Here is an 18,731-nt window from a genome sequence, read left to right as displayed (position 1 = left end):
TTCCACCACGTCCAGCGGCTTGCCCGCCTGTCGGGCCGCCCGCCTCGCCTCGGTCCAGGTGATGCGCATGAGGTCCGCCCACCTCGGGGGTGTTCAGGAATGTATACAGCCGCTAGGCTACTCAATACTGTATACAATCTGCAAGGAGGGTGGTCCTCATGCAGGTGCGTGAAGTCCTCGACGTCTACGGCCGCCGCTACAGCATCGGCGAGTCCGACCACGAGCTGCTGGGCCGCCCGAGGAGCCGGATCGCCTGGCTGAGCGGCATCGCCATGCTCGTCACCGGCACCGCCCAGTACGGGTTCGGCGCACTGGTGCCCACCCTGGGGCAGCGGTGGAGCCTGGTCGAGCTGTGCTGGGCGTTCGCGCTCTGGACGGCGTGCCAAGCGGGCATCGCGTTCCCCGCCGCGTGGCTGCGCGAACGCAACCTGCTCCCACCGCGCCACGCCCTCGTGCTCGGCGCCGCCCTCAGCGCGATCGGCCTGCTCACCCTCGGCCTCGCCGACCACCTCCCCGCCCTCCACCTCGGCTACTCCGTGCTCGGCGGCATCGGCACCGGCCTGGTCTACGCCACGTGCGTCGGCACCGTCATCCGCTGGTTCCCCGACCGCGTCACCGGCCGGATCGCCCTCATCACGGGCGCGTTCGCCCTCGGCGGCGTGCCGTTCGCCCTGGCCGCCGGCCTCTGGCTGGACGTGACCGACCGCGCCGCCTTCCTGTCCGTCGCCGCCCTGGTGGTCCTGGTGGTCGTGACCGCGTGCGGCCTGCCGCTGCGCGACCCGCCGCGCAACTGGTGGCCCGCCGACGTCGACCCGCGACGCCGCGAACTGCGCACGCACCGCAGCAACCGCCCGGCCATCCGCCACTTCAAGCCGGGTGAGGCGGTGCGCAGCGGCGTCCTCGTGCCGATGTACGTCACGGTCGTCTTCGCGGCGGCGGTGTCGTTGTTCGACCTGGTGTTCCTGGCGGGCCTGGCGGTCGACGTGGTGCCCGGTGACGCGGTGCCCGGCGGCACGGCGTTCGCGGCGGTGGCGCTCGCGGTGCTGGCCGCGTCGGCGGGCGCCGGGCGCATCCTGGCGGGCCGGATCTCGGAGGCCATCGGCCGTCGCCTCACGCTGCGGCTGGCGATGGCGACCGGCGGCGTGGCCCAGCTCGTGCTGCTGTTCGGCGCCCAGCGGCAGGACGCCGCGGCCCTGCTGGTCGGCGCGGGCGTAGCGGGCCTGGGCACGAGCTGCTGCTACTCGCTGCTGGTCGGGCTGGTCCGCGAGTACTTCGGCGAGGACACCGCGCCGCTGAACTTCGCCGTCATCTACAGCGCCAAGGCCCTCGGCGGCGTGGTCGGCGTCGGCCTGGCGTCCCTGGTCGTGGTGTCGCACGGCTACCCGGGCACGTTCCTCACCGCCGCCTTGCTGGGCGTGGCGGGTGCGGTGCTGGGCGGGCGGTTCAGCCGGCCGGGCCGTCCGCACCACCTGCTGCCGCGCCCGCGTGAGGCGTCGTGACCACGCGGCTGCCCCGGTTGTCGCCGGGGCGGCACGTCACCCCGGCGCACGGCTGCTGCCTGCTGGAGCTGGTGTCCACGCTGGCCGACGAGGAGTGGACCGACCGGCCCGCGACGGTGCACCCGGTGCCGGCCGCCGTGGCCCGCTGCGTGAACGACCTCAGCACGCCGGCCGGTCGTCGCGCGTTGGTGGTGTTCGCGGTGCCGCTGATCGGGACCGCCCGAGCGCGCTGCACGAACGCCCTGGTCGAGCACTGCCTGCGCGCGGCGGGCCGACCCCAGGCCCGGTGGACGAGGTGGTGGCCGGCGCTCGCCGCGCACCGGGCGACGAGAGCCGTGGCGGTCGCGGCGGGGGAGCGCCGGGACGAGGCGTTGCGCCGACTGCTGGCCGAGTGCGCCGGGCTGTGCCGAGACGAGGAGTGTCCACATGGGACGGGTGACGAGCAGGCGGCGCGTGGTGCGGGTGGTGGACGGCGTGGCCGACGCCCGCGCGGACACGCTCACCGTGGAGGAGCCGCTGGAGATCCGCGTCGCGGGCAAGGCGTTGTCCGTGACCATGCGCACGCCGGGTGACGACTTCGACCTGGCGGCCGGGTTCCTGGTGAGCGAGGGCGTGGTGCGCGCCGCGGACCACGTGACCACGATCCGGTACTGCGCGGGCGCGACCGCGGACGGCGCGAACACGTTCAACGTGCTGGACGTCGGCCTGGCCGCCGGCGTGCCGCTGCCCGACCCGTCGATCGAGCGCAACTTCTACATGACGTCGTCGTGCGGGTTGTGCGGCAAGGCGAGCCTGGACGCCGTGCGCACCAGCGCGACGTGGCCGGTGGTCGACGACCCGCTCACCGTCGACACCGACACGCTCACCGCACTGCCCGACGGACTCCGTGCCGCGCAACGGGTGTTCGACCGCACGGGCGGCCTGCACGCGGCGGGGTTGTTCGACGCGCACGGCGGGTTGCTGTGCCTGCGGGAGGACGTCGGCCGGCACAACGCGGTCGACAAGGTCGTGGGCTGGGCCTTGAAGAACCGGGGCCTGCCGCTCACCGGCACGGTCCTGGTGGTGAGCGGCCGGGCGTCGTTCGAGCTGGTGCAGAAGGCCGCGATGGCCGGCATCCCGCTGCTGGCCGCCGTGTCCGCGCCGTCGTCGTTGGCGGTGGACCTGGCCGCGGAGGTCGGCATGACCCTGGTCGGGTTCCTGCGGGGCGCCTCGATGAACGTCTACACCGGTCGCCACCGCCTGCGCTGACGCCTACCAGCCGTACTCGCCGCGGATGGCGGTGGCGAAGTGGATGCCGCCGCCCATGTGCGCGAGGTGGCGGGGGTCGTCCACGGTGAGCGTGAACTCGACGTACGGGTAGTCCTCCAGCGTCATCGCGGCGAGCTTGTCGGAGTACGCGTCCTCGTCGTAGTCCTCGTCCTCCTCGTCGCCGAAGTCCCACGGCGGCGGCCAGTTGCGGACCTCGCCGAGGCGGTAGTCGGTGACGACCTCGCACGCCTTGTCGTAGAACGCGCGGCCGTCGCGCTCGGTCCGCACGAACGGGGTGCCGTCGTTGCCGATGGAGAGCGACGCGACGCCGTACCGGTCCAGCAACGCCTGCCGGGCGGCTCGTTCCCGCTCGTGGTCGCGGATCTCGCGCACGGCGAGGATCTCGGCCACCTGCTCGTCGGTCAGGTAGACGACCCGACCGTGGTCCAGGCCCATGAGCTGCTCGAACGACGCTTTCAGCGCCGGGTCGTCGACGACGTTCTCCAGCTCGTCCAGGTGCAGGTGCAGCCGGTCGTCGGGCAGGTTGCCGTCGCCGGAGGTGAAGAAGTAGCCGTGCCGGATGCGGTGCCAGACCTCGATGATCATCCGCAGGGCGAAGTCCCGGCCGGGCGGGACCTGTTCGGCGTCGGGGTTGACGATGTGCACCCGGCCGCGCAGCGTCGCGCCCGACCGGTCGTCGATCGAGATGCGGTAGGTATCGGTCACTGTCGGCTGTCCCCCGTCGTCGCGGCGTGCGAACCCACCCCAACCGACGTGACGGGCGACAGTCCGGTTCCCCGTGACCCACGCCATGGCCGGGGCCTGTCAGGGATCGGGGCGCTGTCCCGTTCAGAGGGGGAGCCAACCGGACAGGAGTGAGAACATGACGCACCGCATCGTCGTCCTCGGGGCCGGGTACGCCGGCGCCTACGCCGCCGGGTACCTCGCCCGCCACCTGCACCCCGACGACTTCGGCGTCACGGTGGTCAACGCCGAGCCGGACTTCGTGGAGCGGTTGCGCCTGCACCAGCTCGCCGCCGGGCAGGACCTGCCCCGCCGCGGGTTGGCGGAGGTGTTCCGGGGCACCGGTGTCGACCTGCGCCTGGCACGGGTCACCGCGATCGACCCCGGTCGACGGGCCGTGACCGTCGCCGACGGCGACCCCATCGAGTACGACTCGCTGCTCTACGCGCTCGGCAGCACCGTCGCCGACCACGGCGTGCCGGGTGTGGCCGAGCACGCGTTCCACGTCACCGCCCGGCCGGCGGCCCTGCGCCTGCGCCGCCGGCTGGACGAGCTGGACGGAACCGGCGCGGTGCTGGTCGTCGGCGGCAACCTGACTGCCATCGAGGCGGCCGCGGAGATCGCCGAGTCCCGGCCCGGTCTCCGCGTCACCCTGGTCACCCGCGGCGAACTGGGCGGGTGGCTGGGCCCGAAGGCGCGTCGCCACCTGCTGCGCGCGTTCGAGCGGTTCGGCATCGCGGTCCACGAGCACACCCCCGTCGAGCGGGTCGGGGCGGCCGGGGCGGTGGCGTCCGACGGCACGGTGTTCGAGGCGGACGCGACGGTGTGGGCGGCGGGCTTCGCGGTCCACCCGATCGCCGCCGCGAGCGGCCTCGCCGTCACCGACAGCGGGCAGGTGCTGGTCGACCGCGAGATGCGGTCGGTGTCGCACCAGGGCGTGTACGCGGCGGGTGACAGCGTCCACGTCATCGGCGAGAACGGCCTGCCGCTGCCGATGTCGTGCGCCTCCGCCGGGTTCACCGCGGGGCAGGCGGTGGCCGCGGTCATCGGGGACCTGACCGGTCGCGCGGTCGCGAGGAAGTCGCTGCCCTACGTGGGCAACCACATCAGCCTGGGCCGGCAGGACGCGCTCTTCCAGCTGGTCGACGGTCGGGCGCGGTCGAGGACCTGGGCGCTGCGCGGCCGTGCCGCGGCACGCCTGAAGGCGGGCATCCTCGCCACCGCCGCCTTCGGCGTGGGCCACCCGACGTGGGGACTGCCGGCGCGCAGGCGTCGACTGGCCGTCCCGTCCGACCGGGTCGCCGTGGCGGTCAGCGCCTAGCCTGACGCCGTGGACAGCGCGACCGTGGAGCGGTTCGAGGCCGGCCGGGATCGGCTGGCCTCGTTGGCGTACCGCCTGCTCGGCTCGTCCGCGGACGCCGAGGACGTGGTGCAGGACGCGTTCCTGCGCTGGCAGGCCGCCGACCGCGAGCACGTCGAGGTGCCCGAGGCGTGGCTGACCAAGGTGGTCACGAACCTGGCGCTGGACCGGCTGCGCTCGGCCAGGGCCCGTCGGGAACGCGCGGTCGGCGCGTGGCTGCCCGAACCGCTGCTCGACGGTGACCCGCTGCTCGGCCCGGCCGAGACCGCCGAGCAGCGCGAGTCGGTGACGCTGGCGGTGCTGACGCTGATGGAACGCCTGCCGCCGGTCGAGCGGGCCGTCTACGTGCTGCGGGAGGCGTTCTCGTACAGCCACGCCGAGATCGCCGGAATCCTGGACATCTCCGTGTCGGCGAGCCAGCAGCACGCGCACCGGGCCAAGCGCCACGTCGCGTCGGCGCGCACGGGCGGCGGGATCGACCGCGCTGCCGCGCGCCGCGTCGTCGAGGAGTTCCTCGCCGCCGCGTCCTCGGGCCGCACGGAGCGGCTGGTCGCCTTGCTGACCGACGACGCGACCGCGGTCTCCGACGGCGCGGGCCTGACCGCGAAGCTGGTCCGGTTCACGGGCCCCGTCCGGCTCGCCACCGCCCTGCGCGCCGCGTTCCGGCCGTCCCCGGCGAAGCGGAAGTTGGTCGGCGGCTCGCCCGCCTTCCACGCGGGCCTGGTCAACGGGTCCCCGGCCGTGCTCGCGGTGCTGGCCGACCGGGTGGTGGGCGTGGTGGTCCTGGAGGTCCGCGACGACCGGATCGCCTCCGTGCACGGTGTCGCCACGGCCGCCCGCCTCGCCCGCCTGACCGGGCAGTGGCGGCGGCACGAGCCCGACGCGCCGCTGCTCGAATCGTGGTGATCGGTCTTCCCCCGGGATCGCCCTTCCACGCTCCGCGGCGCTGTGATTGCGCGTGGTCCGGCGCCGCGAGGACCCGAAGCGCCTGGAACGGCGGCTGCGCTGAACGCCGGTCAGGCCCGCCGCAGCACCTCCCGCAGCAGCCGGGCGGTCTCGCCGGGTGTCCGGCCGACGTGCACGCCGGCGGCTTCCAGCGCTTCCTTCTTCGCCTGCGCGGTGCCCTTGGAGCCGGAGACGATCGCGCCCGCGTGGCCAATCGTCCGGCCCTCGGGCGCGGCGAACCCGGCGACGTAGCCCACGACCGGTTTGGTCACGTGGGCGCGGACGTCGCGCACAACGCCGAAGCCGACATCGTCGGCGTGCAGGTGCAGCGGTTGATGCCCTCCGGGCACGAGGTGATCGTCGGCGCGACCACGGACGGCACGTTCGGCAAGATCGTCGCGTTCGGCCTGGGCGGCGTGCTGGTCGAGGTGCTCAAGGACGTCACGTTCCGCCTCGCCCCGACCACCGCCGCCGAGGCGAGGTCCATGGTGGACGGCATCGCCGCCGCCGAGGTCCTGCGCGGCGTGCGCGGCGCGGCGCCCGCCGACACCGACGCGCTGGCCGACCTGATCCGCCGCGTCGGGGACCTGGTCACGGACTTCCCGCACCTGGCCGAGGTGGACCTGAACCCGGTGCTGGCCACACCGGACGACGCGACGGCCGTCGACGTGCGCATCCTGGTGGACGCCGACGCGGCGCGCGAGCCGGTCCGGTTCAGCCGGGCCGAGATCCTCGCGTCGATGAACCGGATCATGAAACCGGCCGCGGTGGCGGTGATCGGGGCGTCCAACGAGACCGGCAAGATCGGCAACTCGGTGATGCGCAACCTGGTCGACGGCGGCTACCGGGGCGAGATCCACCCGATCAACCCCACAGCGGACGAGATCCTGGACCGCAAGGCGTACCGCAGCATCGCCGACGTGCCCGGCGACGTGGACGTGGCGGTGTTCGCGATCCCGGCGAAGTTCGTGCCGGCCGCGCTGGAGGAGGCCGGCGCGAAGGGCGTGGCGGGCGCGATCCTCATCCCGTCCGGCTTCGGCGAGACCGGCAACCAGGAGTTGCAGGACGAGGTCGTGGCCATCGCGCGGCGGCACGGCGTGCGCGTCCTCGGCCCGAACATCTACGGCTACTACTACACACCTGAAACCTGTCGGCTACGTTCTGCACGCCGTACGACGTGAAGGGCGGGGTCGCCCTGTCCTCGCAGAGCGGGGGCATCGGCATGGCGATCCTCGGGTTCAGCCGCTCCGCCCGCATGGGCGTGTCCGCGATCGTCGGCGTGGGCAACAAGGCCGACATCGACGAGGACGACCTGCTCACGTTCTTCGAGCAGGACGACAACACCCAGCTCATCGCCATGCATCTGGAAGACCTCAAGGACGGCCGCGCGTTCGCCGAAACGGCCAAACGGGTCTCGGCGCGCAAACCGGTCGTCGTCCTCAAAGCGGGCCGCACCGCGCAAGGCGCCAGAGCCGCCGGCTCCCACACCGGGGCGCTGGCCGGCAACGACAAGGTCTACGACGACATCCTGCGCCAGAGCGGCGTCATCCGGGCCCCCGGCCTGAACGACATGCTGGAGTACGCGCGCGGCGTGCCCCCCTGCTGCCCACCCCCAAGGGCGAGAACGTCGTCATCATCACCGGCGCGGGCGGCTCCGGCGTGCTGCTGTCCGACGCGTGCGTCGACCACGGGCTCACGCTCATGGAGATCCCGTCCGACCTGGACGCCGCGTTCCGGGAGTTCATCCCGCCGTTCGGCGCGGCGGGCAACCCCGTCGACATCACCGGCGGCGAACCACCCTCCACCTACCGCGACACCATCGCCCTCGGCCTGGAGGACGAACGCGTGCACGCCCTGATCCTCGGCTACTGGCACACCATCGTCACCCCGCCGATGGTGTTCGCCGAACTCGTGGTCGACGTCGTCCGGCACTACCGGGAGCGGGGCGTCCACAAGCCCGTCGTCGCCTCCCTCTCCGGTGACGTGGAAGTCGAAGAAGCCAGTGAACACCTGTACCGGCACGGGATCGTGGCCTACCCGTACACCACGGAGAAGCCCGTCGCCGTGCTGGGCGCCGAGTACCGCTGGGCCCGCTCCGCCGGGCTGCTGTGAAGGGGGAGCGCCGCCTTCAGAAGCTGCAACTCACCGGGAGGTCCATTGTGGATACACCCAACTCGCCCGCCGAACCGCGATCGGGCGCGGACGTCACCGCACCTCCGCCGGAAGAACGCGTGTGGCGGGCGGGGCGGCTGGAAGCGATGCCCATCAGGAAACTGCCCGACGCCCCGCCGTCCATCCACATCCTGGGCCCGACGGTGTTCCTCGTCGCGCTCGGCGTGGGCATGGGCGAGTCCTACATGTGGCCGCGGCTCGTGCTGCTGTTCGGCCCGGAGATCCGCTGGCTGTTCCTCATCGGCGTGACGTTGCAGGCCGTGGTGATGCTGGAGATGGCCCGCTACGCCATGGCCACCGGTGAGAGCATCTTCTTCGGCGCGGCCCGCGTGTTCAAACCGATCATGTGGTTCTTCTTCACCGTCGCGATCCTGGTCTACATCTGGCCCGGGCACCTCTCCGCCGGCGCGGCGGCCCTGGAGCAGCTCACCGGCATACCGTGGACCGTGTCGGCCTGCGTCGGCCTGATCCTGGTCGGCGTGCTGTTCAGCCTGGCCAAGGTCATCTACTCCCTGCTGGAAAACGTGCTGTCCCTGCTGATCGGGCTGCTCGTCGTCGGCACGGCGGTGGTGGCCGCGATGGTCGGCACCTGGTCGGACGTCGTGTCCACCATCACCGGCATGTCCCACTTCGGCTACCTGCCGCCCGAAGCGCTCAGCGCGGCCTGGTTCCCGATCATCGTCGGCTCCATCGCCTTCGCCGGCCCGTCCGGCATGCAGCAGATGTGGTACACGCTTGCACCTGCGCGACAGCGGCGCCGGCATGGGCGCCCACATCCCCCGCATCCGCGGCCTGCGGCACGCGGGGGAGGAGGAGGCCATGCCGGCGCGCGGCTTCATGTTCGACACCGACGACCCCGGCGAGATGGCCAAGTGGCGCGGCTGGCGGCGCGCACCAGTCGTGCCGGCCGGAGGTGTTACATCCAGAATACAGACTATCGTATACAAAACGCCCACAAGGTGAGGCCCGTCACCCGGACACGGATGAAGGGGCCACCGTGGTGGCCCCTGTCACTCCGGTCGGAGGTCGCCGCCGATCACTTCGACTGGCCGGCGTCCAGGTGCTCGCGGTAGGCGGCGCGCGTGCGTTCCGTGTGCTGGTTCATCAGCCGGGCCGCTTCGGCGGGCTCGCCCAGGGTGATGGCGTCGATGATGTCGGCGTGCTCGGTCCAGGCGTCCTTGCCCCGGGTCAGCGCGAGCGGCGCGTAGTACCAGCGGACGCGGCGGTCGACCGTGGCGATCATCTCGGCCAGCACGGTGTTGCCGGACAGCTGCGTGATGAACGCGTGCAGGGCGGCGTTCGCGGCGACGACCCGTTCGACGTCCTTGGCCTTCAGCGCGGCGACGCCCTCGTTCTGCAGCTTGCGGAGCTGCTTGACGTCCTCTTCCGTGGCGTGCTCAGCCGCGAGCCGGGCGGAGTACGTCTCCAGGACGTTGCGCACCGCGAGGAGCTGGTCGGCTTCCTCGTCGGTGGGGGTGTGCACGAACGCGCCCTGCGCCGGGCGGAGGTCGACCCAGCCCTCGGTTTGCAGGCGTTGCAACGCCTCGCGCACCGGCTGGCGGCTCACGCCCAGGTGCTCGGCGAGCTCGATCTCGACGAGGTGCTGGCCGGGCTTGAGGGTACGGTTGACGATCAGGTCGAGCAGGGCCTCGTAAACGGCCTGTCGCAACGGCGCGGGCCGCTCGACCTTGCGGGCAGCGGCGCTGCTCAGCGATTCGCGGGCCGCACGACGGGTGGATCCCGCGCCGATCAGCGGCGCGTTGGGCTGGCTCACGGTCGCCTCCTCGGGCAGGTGTCGGAAATGCCCGGACTTCAGCATACAGATTTTCGTATGCAAAAAGCAATCGGGCCCTCGCTCGGTACCTCATACAACATACTGTATGCAATTACTGCGAAGGTGAGGGACGACATGAAAGTCGCAGTTCTCGGAGCCGGAGCCATCGGCGCGTACGTCGGAGCGGCACTGCACCGCGCCGGCGTGGAGGTGCACCTCGTCGCACGGGGAGCGCACCTGGAAGCCATGCGCCGCCACGGCGTCCGGGTCCACAGCCCCCGAGGCGGCTTCACCGCCGCACCGCACGCCACCGACGACCCAGCCGACATCGGCCCCGTCGACTACGTGTTCCTGGGTCTCAAAGCCCACCAGTACGCCACCTGCGGCCCGCTCATCACCCCCCTGCTCGGCCCGGACACCGCCGTCGTGGCCGCCCAGAACGGCATCCCCTGGTGGTACTTCCACGGCCTCACCGGCCACCCCCTCGAAGGCACCCGCATCGAAGCCGTCGACCCCGCCGGCCGCGTCAGCGCCGTCCTCGACACCCGCCGCGCCATCGGCTGCGTCGTCTACTGCTCCACCGAGGTCGAAGCCCCCGGCGTCATCCGCCACGTCGAAGGCACCCGCTTCTCCCTCGGCGAACCCGACCGCACCACCTCCACCCGCTGCCGACGGCTCAGCGCGGCCATGGTCGCGGGCGGCCTCAAAGCACCCATCGAACCCGCCTGCGCGACGACATCTGGGTCAAGCTCATGGGCAACGTCGCCTTCAACCCGCTCAGCGCCCTTACCCGCGACACCATGGCCGAGATGTGCGAGCACCGCGACACCCGCGAGCTCGTCGCCCTCATGATGGCCGAGACCATCGCGGTCGCCCACGCCGTCGGCTGCCGGCCCCGCGTCTCCATCGAGAAGCGCATCGACGGCGCCCAGCGCGTCGGCCACCACAAGACGTCGATGCTCCAGGACCTCGAAGCGGGCAAGGCGCTGGAGACCGACGCGATCATCGGCGCGGTCGTCGAGATCGCCCGGCTCACCGGCGTCGCCGCACCCACCCTGCGCAGCGTCTACGCCGCCATCGACCTGCTGGGGCGCAAGGCCCTCACCGCCGCCAGCTGAGAGGACCGCAATGACCAACCGCGTTCTCCGATTCGCTGGCCAAAATCTCCCACCACCACTACCTTGACCAGGCTCAACGTCGATCATCGCCTCCACGATCGAGTGAACCTGCCAGAACCACTCAACCAAAACCCCGTTATCGATCCCCTGAAACGTCGGTTGAAACGAAGAGGAAACCCGAGCAACCACCTCTGCCCCAACCCGCCCCACCAACCAACGACCGATCCCCAGCCCAGCCCACCTCAACGCCTCGCCTCAACCCAGTCCACCCCGACGCCTCGCCCAACCCGGGACTTGACCCGGCCCGGCTCGAACACCGGACCGAGCCCGACTCACACACAGGCCGGCTCAGCGCCCGCTCCACCGAACGACCGCCTCGGCCGGCTACGACCGATCAAGCCTTCCGACCGGTCAGCCATCCCAATCGGCTGGAGCCCTCGCCGGCACCGGAACCCGACCGGCTCGATCACCCGCTAACGCTGGAGCCCGGCCGGCCGGAGCTTCCGATAGGACTGGAGCCTCCGGCCGGCCGGGGATTCCGGTCAGTGGACCCCGAGCACGCCGTCCACCCGCCGCGGGATCCCCAGCGGGTTGCCGTCCCGCAGCTCTGCGGGCAGCAGGGCATCCGGCCACGACTGGTAGGTGACCGGGGCGACCCAGCGGCGGATCGAGGTGGAGCCGACGGACGTGTGGAGGGGATTGGTGGTGGCGGGCCACGGGCCGCCGTGGTGCATGCCCCACGCCACCGCGACGCCGGTCGGCCAGCCGTTGAAGATCAGCCGGCCGACGACCGGCCGCAGCGCGTCCGCGACGCGGCCGGCGGCCTCGTGCTCGGACTCGGCGGCGTGGACGGTGCCGGTGAGCGTGCCGGGCAGGCGCGGGAGGACCAGTTCCAGTTCGGCGGGATCGGTGTAGGTGACCACGATCGCGGCCGGGCCGAAGTGTTCCTCGGTCAGCTTGTCGAGGTTGTCCGCGAACGTCGTCAGCGGCACCTGGAAGAGGCGCGGTTCGACGCTCCAGCCCTCGCTCGGCGCGGTGCCCGATGCGACCAGGTCGGCCAGGCCGGACGCGGCCAGGTCGTCCGTGCCCGAGCGGTAGGAGTCGCTCATGCGCTCGTTCAGCATCGGGCCGCCCGTGGCGGAGGAGACCGCGTCCGCCAGGGCCGGGAGGAGGGCGGCCGGGGCGAAGAGCAGGCCCGGGTTGGTGCAGAACTGGCCCACGCCGAGGGTCAGGGAGCCCACGAACTCGGCCGCGAAACCCTCCGGGCGCGCGGCGGCGGCGTCGGGCAGGACCACGGTCGGGTTGACGCTGCCCAGCTCGCCGTAGAACGGGATCGGGTCGGGGCGCGAGTTGGCCAGGTCGAACAGCGCACGGCCGCCGACGGTCGACCCGGTGAAGCCCACCGCCTTGATCGCGGGGTGCTTGACCAGCGTCACGCCGGCCTGCTGCCCGTGCACGATGCCGAACACGCCCGCCGGCACGACGGACGCCACGATCCGCGCCGTCTCCTCCGACGTCCGCGGGTGCGACGGGTGAGCCTTCACGACCACCGGGCACCCCGCGGCCAGCGCGGAGGCCGTGTCACCACCCGCCACCGAGAACGCGAACGGGAAGTTCGACGCCGCGAACACCCCGACCGGCCCGAGTGGACGGAGCATCCGCCGCAGCACGGGGCGCGGCGGGATGATGTCGGGGTTCGCCGAGTCCAGCGTCGCCTCGACGTAACTGCCCTCGCGCAGCACGTCCCCGAACAGTCGCAGCTGGTTCGTGGTCCGCTTCAGCTCCGTCGTCAACCGCGGCCGGCCCAGCGCCGTCTCGGCGTCGGCCAGGTCCACCAGGTCCGAAGCCGCCGCATCGAGCGCGTCCGCCACCGCGTCCAGCACCGCGGCCCGCTCCACCGCCGACGACGACGACCAGGCCGGGAACGCCGCCTCCGCCGCACGGGCCACCGCGTCCACCGAGACGTCCGACGTCTCCGGCACCGCGTCGCCCACCGGCTCGCCGGTCCGCGGGTCGTACCCCTGCACGCCGCCGCTCATCGACCGGCCTCCTTCACCGCGGTGTCGAACTCCGGCGTGCACCACACGCCACCCAGGTACGTCATGGCCGGCGAGCCGGGGTCCGGCTCCCCACCGGCCAGGACCTCCGCGGCGAACACCTCGGAGTCGTCCGCTGACTTGTACCCCAACGCCTCGGCCTCGCTCAGCGAGAACCACCGCCGCGTGTTGTCCGAAACACCCCACACCACCCGGAACCCGGGCGACGGCGCCGACAGGCACGCCTCGAACAGCCGCGCCCCGTCGTCCGGCGACAGCCACGTCGACAGCATCCGCGCGTCCCGCGGCTTCTCGAAGCACGACCCGATCCGGATCGCGATCACGTCCATCCCGTACCGCGACGCGTACAGGCTGCCCAACGCCTCCAGCGCCACCTTGCTCACGCCGTAGTACGTGTCGGGCTTGGGGAACAGGTAGTCGCCCGCCTCGCCGTCGGCCCGCTCGTAGTACCCGACCGCGTGGTTGGAGCTGGCCAGCACCACCCGGGACACCCCGGCCCGCCGCGCCGCCTCCAGCACCACGTGCGTGCCGTTGATGTTGACGTCCAGGATCTCCGCCCACGGCCGCTCCAGGCTGTGCCCGCCGAGGTGGATCACCGCGTCGACCCCCGCGCACGCCTCCTCCATCGCGGCCTGGTCGGTCACCGACGCCGTCACCAGCTCGACCCGCTCACCGTCGGCCGCCGCCGGCAGCGGCGCGATGTCGAGCAGGCGCAGGGTCCGGTCCGGCGCGGCCAGCCGGGTGCGCATGAGCGTGCCGACTATGCCGGCGGCGCCGGTGATCAGGATTCGTGCGGTCACATCGAGCCCTTTCGCGAAAACGGAATCAGCGGCCGAACTGGCGCAGCAGTTCGGTGATCGTGCGGGCGGCGTGCAGCAGCGCTTCGACGACCTGGCGCTCGTGGTCGGGGTCCAGCCGGCCCAGCGGCACGGAGCAGCTCATCGCGTCGAGCACGGGGTTGCGGTAGGGCAGGGCGACGGCGAAGCAGCCCAGGCCGGGCGTGTTCTCCTCGCGCTCGTGCGCGTACCCGACGGCGCGGAACCCCGCGAGCTGCGCGTGCAGCGCCGGGCGTTCGATGATGGTGTTCGGCGTCAACGGCGTCAGCCGGGCGGGCAGGATCGCGTCGACCTCGGCGGGCGTGCGGGCGGCGAGCAGCGCCTTGCCCAGCGACGTGGAGTGCGCGGGCAGCCGCCGGCCGACGCGGGACACCACGCGCAGGTGGTGCTCGGACTCGCGGCTGGCGAGGTAGACGACGTCCGCGCCGTCGAGGCGGGCCAGGTGGACGGTCTCGTTGATCTCGCGGCGCACCTGCTCCATCACCCGGATGGCGACCTGCACCACCGGGTCGTGGTCGAGGTAGGACGTGCCGACGAGCAGGGCGCGCACGCCGATGCCGTACGTGCCGCGGGTGGGGTCGAGCTCCACCCAGCCCCGGGCGACGAGCGTCTGCAAGAGCATGTAGAGGCTCGACTTCGGGTAGCTCAGCTCGCGGTGCAGTTCGGTCAGGGTCAGCGGGCGGTCCGACGCCGACAGCACTTCGAGCAGTTCCACAGTCCGATCGGCCGACTTGACCGCGTTCGGCCGAGCGGGTGACGCGGGTCCAGTCACCAAGTCCTCCACGGGAAACGTTCCGGCAACACGCTCTTGACACGTCGCTGCGCCGATTCTTACAGTCCGCCCAACACGTTCACAAGTACGACCGCGATTCATATACATGAACTTCGCCGTCGCGAACAGGAGTCGCCGTCCATGACACCCACCCGCCGGTGCGCCACGGCCCTCGCGGTGGTCACCGCCGCGGGTCCTGGCACGCACCCGACCTGCGGGGACGTGTCAGCGGGAACGGCGGCGCACCGCCACGCGCCGCCCGTGGGCCGGACGTGCCGCACGACGAGGTCACCCGACACCCCGGACCCAGTTTCCCGGCGCGCGGCTCCGCGCCGCGGCAGACCCCGTCACCGCGGTGGCCTCCGCCGAACCGGTGAACGCCCGCCCGCGACCGGGGTTGCGCAAAACCTGGACGCGGGCCGCGCAGTCGCCCAGGGTGACCCGGTGACACCGATCGACACCACCCGAGACGTGGGGGCGACGGCCAGTGGCGGCGGTGCCGTCGCGACCCACCCCGTGGGGCGGCCCCGACGTCGGGGCCGCCCCACGGAACCGCACCCGAACCACTGCCACGTCGGCGGGGACTCGCTCATCAGCGCCGATGTGCCCCTGCTGCTCCACCTCGCCGTCAGTGCGCTCGCCGCCTGTGCGCTGCCGCGCGAGGAAACGCAAAAGTCCTTCCTGCGTGGGATCACCACCGGAGCGATCAAGGGATGAAGGTCTGGGTATGCAACTGGATGGGGTGCTGTTCTTCCCGGTGACGCCGTTCGACGCGGACGGCGCGCTCGCGGAGGACGTGCTGGCCGAGCACGTCGAACGCGGGGTGGCGGCGGGCGCGGGCGGCGTGTTCGTCGCCTGCGGCACCGGCGAGTTCCACGCGTTGGAGCCGTCGGAGGTCGAGCGGGCGGTGGCCGTCGCGGTCGAGGCCACGGCCGGGCGGGTGCCGGTGTTCGCGGGCGTCGGCGGCCCGCTGCCGACGGCCAAGCGGATCGCCGAGGCCGTCGAGGGGGCGGGCGCGGACGGCTTGCTGCTGCTGCCGCCGTACCTGGTGACCAATCCCGCCAAGGGGCTGGTGCGGTACGTGACGGAGGTGGCAGCCGCGTCGGACCTCGCGCTGATCGTCTACCAGCGCAACAACGCGGTGTTCACGCCGGAGACGGCGGTGGAGGTCGCGTCGCTGCCGACCGTGGTCGGGTTCAAGGACGGGCTCGGCGACCTCGACCAGCTGCACCGCATCGTGCTCGCGGTGCGGTCGTCGGTGGAGAAGCCGTTCCAGTTCTTCAACGGCCTGCCGACCGCGGAGCTGACCGTGCCCGCGTACCGGGGCATCGGCGTGGACCTGTACTCGTCGGCCGTGTTCTGCTTCGCGCCGGAGATCTCGCTCGGCTTCTACCACGCCGTGCGCAACGGTGACGACGCGCTGGTCAACCGGTACCTGCTGGAGTTCTACAAGCCGCTGGTCGAGTTGCGCGACAAGGTGCCCGGCTACGCGGTGTCACTGGTGAAGGCGGCCGTGCGGGCCACCGGGCTCGACGTCGGCGGCGTCCGCGCGCCGCTGCTCGACCCGACGCCCGAGCACACGGCGGAGCTGGAGAAGATCGTCGCGGCGGGTCGGAGCCTGTCCGCATGAGGATCACCGACATCGTCATCACCCCGGTCGCGTTCCGCGACCCGCCGCTGCTGAACTCGGTGGGCGTGCACGAGCCCTGGGCGCTGCGCACCATCGTGGAGGTGCACACCGACGAGGGGATCTCCGGGCTCGGCGAGAGCTACGGCGACATCGGCCACCTCAACCGCATGCGCACGGCCGCGCCCGCGCTGGTGGGCCTGGACGTGCACGCGCTGAACGAGATGCACTCGCGGATCGCGGCGGCGCTGGGCGGCGAGGCCGGCTCCGACCGGCACGGGCTGACCGGGCCGCTCACCGTCGAGTCCACTGTGGACCGGGTGTTCTCGCCGTTCGAGGTGGCGTGCTGGGACATCCGCGGCAAGGCGCTCGGCCGCCCGGTCAGCGACCTGCTCGGCGGCGCGGTGCGCGACGCCGTGCCGTACAGCGCGTACCTGTTCTACAAGTGGGCCGGGCACCCCGGCGCGGAGCCGGACGAGTTCGGCGAGGCGCTGGACCCGGCGGGCATCGTGGAGCAGGCCCGGATGCTGGTCGAGCGGCACGGGTTCGGCTCGATCAAGCTCAAGGGCGGCGTGTACCCGCCCGAGCAGGAGATCGAGGCGATCCACGCGCTGCGCCAGGCGTTCCCCGACCACCCGCTGCGGCTGGACCCCAACGCGGCGTGGACGCCCGAGACGTCGCTGAAGGTCGCCGAGGAGCTCGACGGCGTGGTCGAGTACCTGGAGGACCCGGCACCGGGCATCGACGGGATGGCGGAGGTCGCGGCACGCGCGCCGATGCCGCTGGCGACGAACATGTGCGTGATCGCGTTCGAGCACATCGCCCGGTCGGTCGAGGTCGACGCGGTGCAGGTCATCCTGTCCGACCACCACTACTGGGGCGGGCTGTCGCGGTCCAAGGAGCTGGCCGGGATCTGCCGGACGTTCGGCATCGGCCTGTCCATGCACTCCAACTCGCACCTGGGCATCAGCCTGGCCGCGATGACGCACCTGGCCGCGTCCACGCCGAACCTGAACTACGCGTGCGACACGCACTACCCGTGGAACTCCGCGGACGACGTGATCACCACGCCGTTCACGTTCGTGGACGGGGCGGTGCCGGTGCCGACCGCGCCCGGTCTGGGCGTCGAGCTGGACCGGGACGCGCTGGCGCGGCTCGCGGAGAACTACCGGACGTGCGGCCTCGTGCAGCGCGACGACACCGGTTACATGCAGAAGCACGACCCGTCCTACGAGAGGAAGCGCCCCCGGTGGTGACCACCGTTGCGCACGTTTACCCCTGGGATGTCGTCGGCGACCCGGCCGCCGTCGACCGGATCGCGTCGTTGGGGGTGGACGCGGTCGCGCTGGCCGCGTCGTACCACACGGTGCGGGCCGCGACGCCGTTCCACCCGTCGCACCGGATGGTGGACGCGCGGCACGCGGCGTTCTACCTGCCGGTGCGGGAAGAGGCTTGGCGGGGCAAGCGGTTGGTGCCCGCCGAGCCGTCGTGGATGGGCAGCGCGGACTCGTACACGGAGGCTTCGGACGCTCTGAGGGCGGCCGGGCTGCCGGTGTACGCGTGGACCGTGCTGACGCACAGCAGCCGGCTGGGCGATGCTCACCCGGACGTGGCGGTACGCAACGCTTTCGGGGACTTGTACCCGTACGCGTTGTGCCCGTCGAACGAGGACGTGGTGGAGTACGCGCGGACGCTGGTGTCCGAGGTGCTCGCGCTCGGGCGGCCGGACGGGATCGTGCTGGAGGCGTGCGGGCCGCTCGGGTTCTTCCACGGCGGTCACCACGAGAAGACCGACGGCGCGGACTGGTCGGCGGTGCAGCAGAAGCTGCTGTCGTTGTGCTTCTGCGGGGGGTGCGTGCGGCGTTACGACGACCCGGAGGGGTTGCGGGCGCTGGTGCGCGCGGGGGTCGACAACGGTGTCGGCAGCGTGGAGGAGGCTCTGGGCGCGCAGGCTGACAGCGTGCGCTCGGTGCGCACGGACCTGTCCCGGTCGCTCCGGCGTGACCTCGTCGGCCTGATCCGGTCGACTTCGCCGTCCACGCGCATCGCCGCGCACGCGACGGCCGACCCGTGGGGCACCGGGCCGTTCGCCACGGTGGCCGGGGGCGTCGACGCCGACGTCGACGTGCTGACCGTGACGTGCTGGCCGGGCGTGGACGCGTCGTTGCCGGCGATCCGGGCCCTGCGCGCGGAGGCCGACGTGCGCACGGCGGCCTACGTGCTGGCCCTGCCGCCGAAGCCGGCCGACGGCGACGAGCTGCTGAAGGAGTGGCTGGCCTACGCGGAGGCCGGCGTCCAGGAGTTCCACCTGTACCACGCGGGCCTCGCCTCACCGGCGCGCCTCGACGCCCTCCGCCACGCCATCACCGGCCTCACCAACGCCCTCCGCTAACCCCCCAACCGCGAGAGTCCTACGTTCACGTCGCGAGAGTCCTACGTTCAGAACCCCTGAGTTCAACACTCGGCATACCGCGCGGTCGGTCCGAGCGTTGAACTCGGGGTGCCTGAACGTAGGACTCTCGCGCGTTGAACGTAGGACTCTCGGGTTCACTGGATTGGGTAACTGTGAAGAAGGGGCG

17 protein-coding genes and 2 pseudogenes are annotated in these 18,731 nt (G+C 72.2%); 12 read left to right on the top strand and 7 right to left on the bottom strand.

Annotation, left to right across the window (positions count from 1 at the left end; genetic code table 11):
* The first annotated feature begins 158 nt into the window (after positions 1-158).
* Positions 159-1,499, top strand: coding sequence for an OFA family MFS transporter (locus ACIQMJ_RS23390; protein ID WP_499763134.1), 1,341 nt, complete (start codon positions 159-161; stop codon positions 1,497-1,499).
* Here ACIQMJ_RS23390 and ACIQMJ_RS23385 read toward each other — a convergent pair.
* On the bottom strand, positions 1,444-1,734 hold the full coding sequence (locus ACIQMJ_RS23385; protein WP_499763133.1) for a hypothetical protein: 291 nt from the start codon (positions 1,732-1,734) through the stop codon (positions 1,444-1,446). The two genes, ACIQMJ_RS23390 and ACIQMJ_RS23385, sit on opposite strands and share 56 nt — an antisense overlap.
* Before the next feature lie 191 nt (positions 1,735-1,925).
* Here ACIQMJ_RS23385 and fdhD point away from each other — a divergent pair, with 191 nt between their 5' ends.
* Positions 1,926-2,747, top strand: a complete 822-nt coding sequence (fdhD, locus tag ACIQMJ_RS23380) for a formate dehydrogenase accessory sulfurtransferase FdhD (protein WP_499763132.1) — start codon at positions 1,926-1,928, stop codon at positions 2,745-2,747.
* A 3-nt stretch (positions 2,748-2,750) separates the two neighbouring features.
* Here fdhD and ACIQMJ_RS23375 read toward each other — a convergent pair whose 3' ends face one another.
* Positions 2,751-3,473: a hypothetical protein gene (locus ACIQMJ_RS23375; RefSeq protein ID WP_499763131.1), complete on the bottom strand. Its 723-nt coding sequence runs from the start codon at positions 3,471-3,473 to the stop codon at positions 2,751-2,753.
* Between the two features lie 157 nt (positions 3,474-3,630).
* Between ACIQMJ_RS23375 and ACIQMJ_RS23370 the strand changes: the two genes are divergently transcribed.
* Positions 3,631-4,812, top strand: a complete 1,182-nt coding sequence (locus tag ACIQMJ_RS23370; protein WP_499763130.1) for an NAD(P)/FAD-dependent oxidoreductase — start codon at positions 3,631-3,633, stop codon at positions 4,810-4,812.
* Between the two features lie 9 nt (positions 4,813-4,821).
* A complete protein-coding gene (locus ACIQMJ_RS23365) occupies positions 4,822-5,757 on the top strand; it encodes a sigma-70 family RNA polymerase sigma factor (RefSeq protein WP_499763129.1) in 936 nt (311 codons plus the stop codon).
* Between the two features lie 110 nt (positions 5,758-5,867).
* On the opposite strand, the pseudogene ACIQMJ_RS23360 reads toward ACIQMJ_RS23365, so the two are convergent.
* Positions 5,868-6,080 (bottom strand): annotated as a pseudogene (locus ACIQMJ_RS23360) (succinate--CoA ligase subunit alpha); the annotation flags it as partial.
* Positions 6,081-6,083: 3 nt separating this feature from the next.
* Here ACIQMJ_RS23360 and ACIQMJ_RS23355 point away from each other — a divergent pair.
* Together ACIQMJ_RS23355 and ACIQMJ_RS23350 are read left to right on the top strand one after the other, a co-directional pair.
* Positions 6,084-7,908 (top strand): annotated as a pseudogene (locus ACIQMJ_RS23355) (acetate--CoA ligase family protein); the annotation flags it as partial.
* Positions 7,909-7,955: 47 nt separating this feature from the next.
* The gene (locus tag ACIQMJ_RS23350) at positions 7,956-9,041 is read left to right on the top strand and encodes an Nramp family divalent metal transporter (protein ID WP_499763128.1); all 1,086 of its coding nucleotides are present in this window, start codon (positions 7,956-7,958) and stop codon (positions 9,039-9,041) included.
* On the opposite strand, the gene ACIQMJ_RS23345 is transcribed toward ACIQMJ_RS23350, so the two are convergent.
* Positions 9,005-9,742, bottom strand: coding sequence for a GntR family transcriptional regulator (locus tag ACIQMJ_RS23345; RefSeq protein WP_499763127.1), 738 nt, complete (start codon positions 9,740-9,742; stop codon positions 9,005-9,007). The two genes, ACIQMJ_RS23350 and ACIQMJ_RS23345, sit on opposite strands and share 37 nt — an antisense overlap.
* A 135-nt stretch (positions 9,743-9,877) precedes the next feature.
* On the opposite strand from ACIQMJ_RS23345, the gene ACIQMJ_RS23340 reads away from it, so the two are divergent.
* The gene (locus ACIQMJ_RS23340; protein WP_499763126.1) at positions 9,878-10,594 is read left to right on the top strand and encodes a 2-dehydropantoate 2-reductase; all 717 of its coding nucleotides are present in this window, start codon (positions 9,878-9,880) and stop codon (positions 10,592-10,594) included.
* Positions 10,495-10,860: a ketopantoate reductase C-terminal domain-containing protein gene (locus ACIQMJ_RS23335; protein WP_499763125.1), complete on the top strand. Its 366-nt coding sequence runs from the start codon at positions 10,495-10,497 to the stop codon at positions 10,858-10,860. The genes ACIQMJ_RS23340 and ACIQMJ_RS23335 overlap by 100 nt, the downstream gene beginning before the upstream one ends.
* Positions 10,861-11,402: 542 nt before the next feature.
* Here the strand turns inward: ACIQMJ_RS23335 and ACIQMJ_RS23330 are convergent.
* From ACIQMJ_RS23330 to ACIQMJ_RS23320, 3 genes are read right to left on the bottom strand one after another with little or no spacing between them, the layout of a single operon-like run.
* On the bottom strand, positions 11,403-12,899 hold the full coding sequence (locus ACIQMJ_RS23330) for an aldehyde dehydrogenase (NADP(+)) (RefSeq protein ID WP_499763124.1): 1,497 nt from the start codon (positions 12,897-12,899) through the stop codon (positions 11,403-11,405).
* Positions 12,896-13,717, bottom strand: a complete 822-nt coding sequence (locus ACIQMJ_RS23325) for an NAD-dependent epimerase/dehydratase family protein (RefSeq protein WP_499763123.1) — start codon at positions 13,715-13,717, stop codon at positions 12,896-12,898. The genes ACIQMJ_RS23330 and ACIQMJ_RS23325 overlap by 4 nt, the downstream gene beginning before the upstream one ends.
* 25 nt (positions 13,718-13,742) lie before the next feature.
* Complete coding sequence (locus ACIQMJ_RS23320; protein ID WP_073895339.1) at positions 13,743-14,525, bottom strand: IclR family transcriptional regulator; 783 nt, start codon at positions 14,523-14,525, stop codon at positions 13,743-13,745.
* A gap of 444 nt (positions 14,526-14,969) precedes the next feature.
* Between ACIQMJ_RS23320 and ACIQMJ_RS23315 the strand changes: the two genes are divergently transcribed.
* Genes ACIQMJ_RS23315 through ACIQMJ_RS23300 form a run of 4 tightly spaced genes read left to right on the top strand, consistent with a single transcriptional unit; the run spans position 14,970 to position 18,544 of the window.
* Positions 14,970-15,242, top strand: coding sequence for a hypothetical protein (locus ACIQMJ_RS23315; protein ID WP_499763122.1), 273 nt, complete (start codon positions 14,970-14,972; stop codon positions 15,240-15,242).
* A 10-nt stretch (positions 15,243-15,252) separates the two neighbouring features.
* Positions 15,253-16,155 carry a 5-dehydro-4-deoxyglucarate dehydratase gene (locus ACIQMJ_RS23310; protein ID WP_499763121.1) on the top strand — a complete coding sequence of 301 codons (903 nt, stop codon included), beginning with the start codon at positions 15,253-15,255 and terminating at the stop codon, positions 16,153-16,155.
* Positions 16,152-17,408, top strand: coding sequence for a glucarate dehydratase family protein (locus ACIQMJ_RS23305; protein WP_499763120.1), 1,257 nt, complete (start codon positions 16,152-16,154; stop codon positions 17,406-17,408). The genes ACIQMJ_RS23310 and ACIQMJ_RS23305 overlap by 4 nt, the downstream gene beginning before the upstream one ends.
* On the top strand, positions 17,402-18,544 hold the full coding sequence (locus tag ACIQMJ_RS23300) for a hypothetical protein (RefSeq protein WP_499763119.1): 1,143 nt from the start codon (positions 17,402-17,404) through the stop codon (positions 18,542-18,544). Before ACIQMJ_RS23305 ends, ACIQMJ_RS23300 begins: the two co-directional genes overlap by 7 nt.
* Positions 18,545-18,731: the final 187 nt, after the last annotated feature.

It is taken from the genome of Actinosynnema sp. NPDC091369 (genome assembly GCF_044757065.1).
Lineage (GTDB): Bacteria > Actinomycetota > Actinomycetes > Mycobacteriales > Pseudonocardiaceae > Actinosynnema.
The sequence above is the reverse complement of the archived record's forward strand: the minus strand, read 5'-3'. Positions and strand labels throughout refer to the sequence as shown.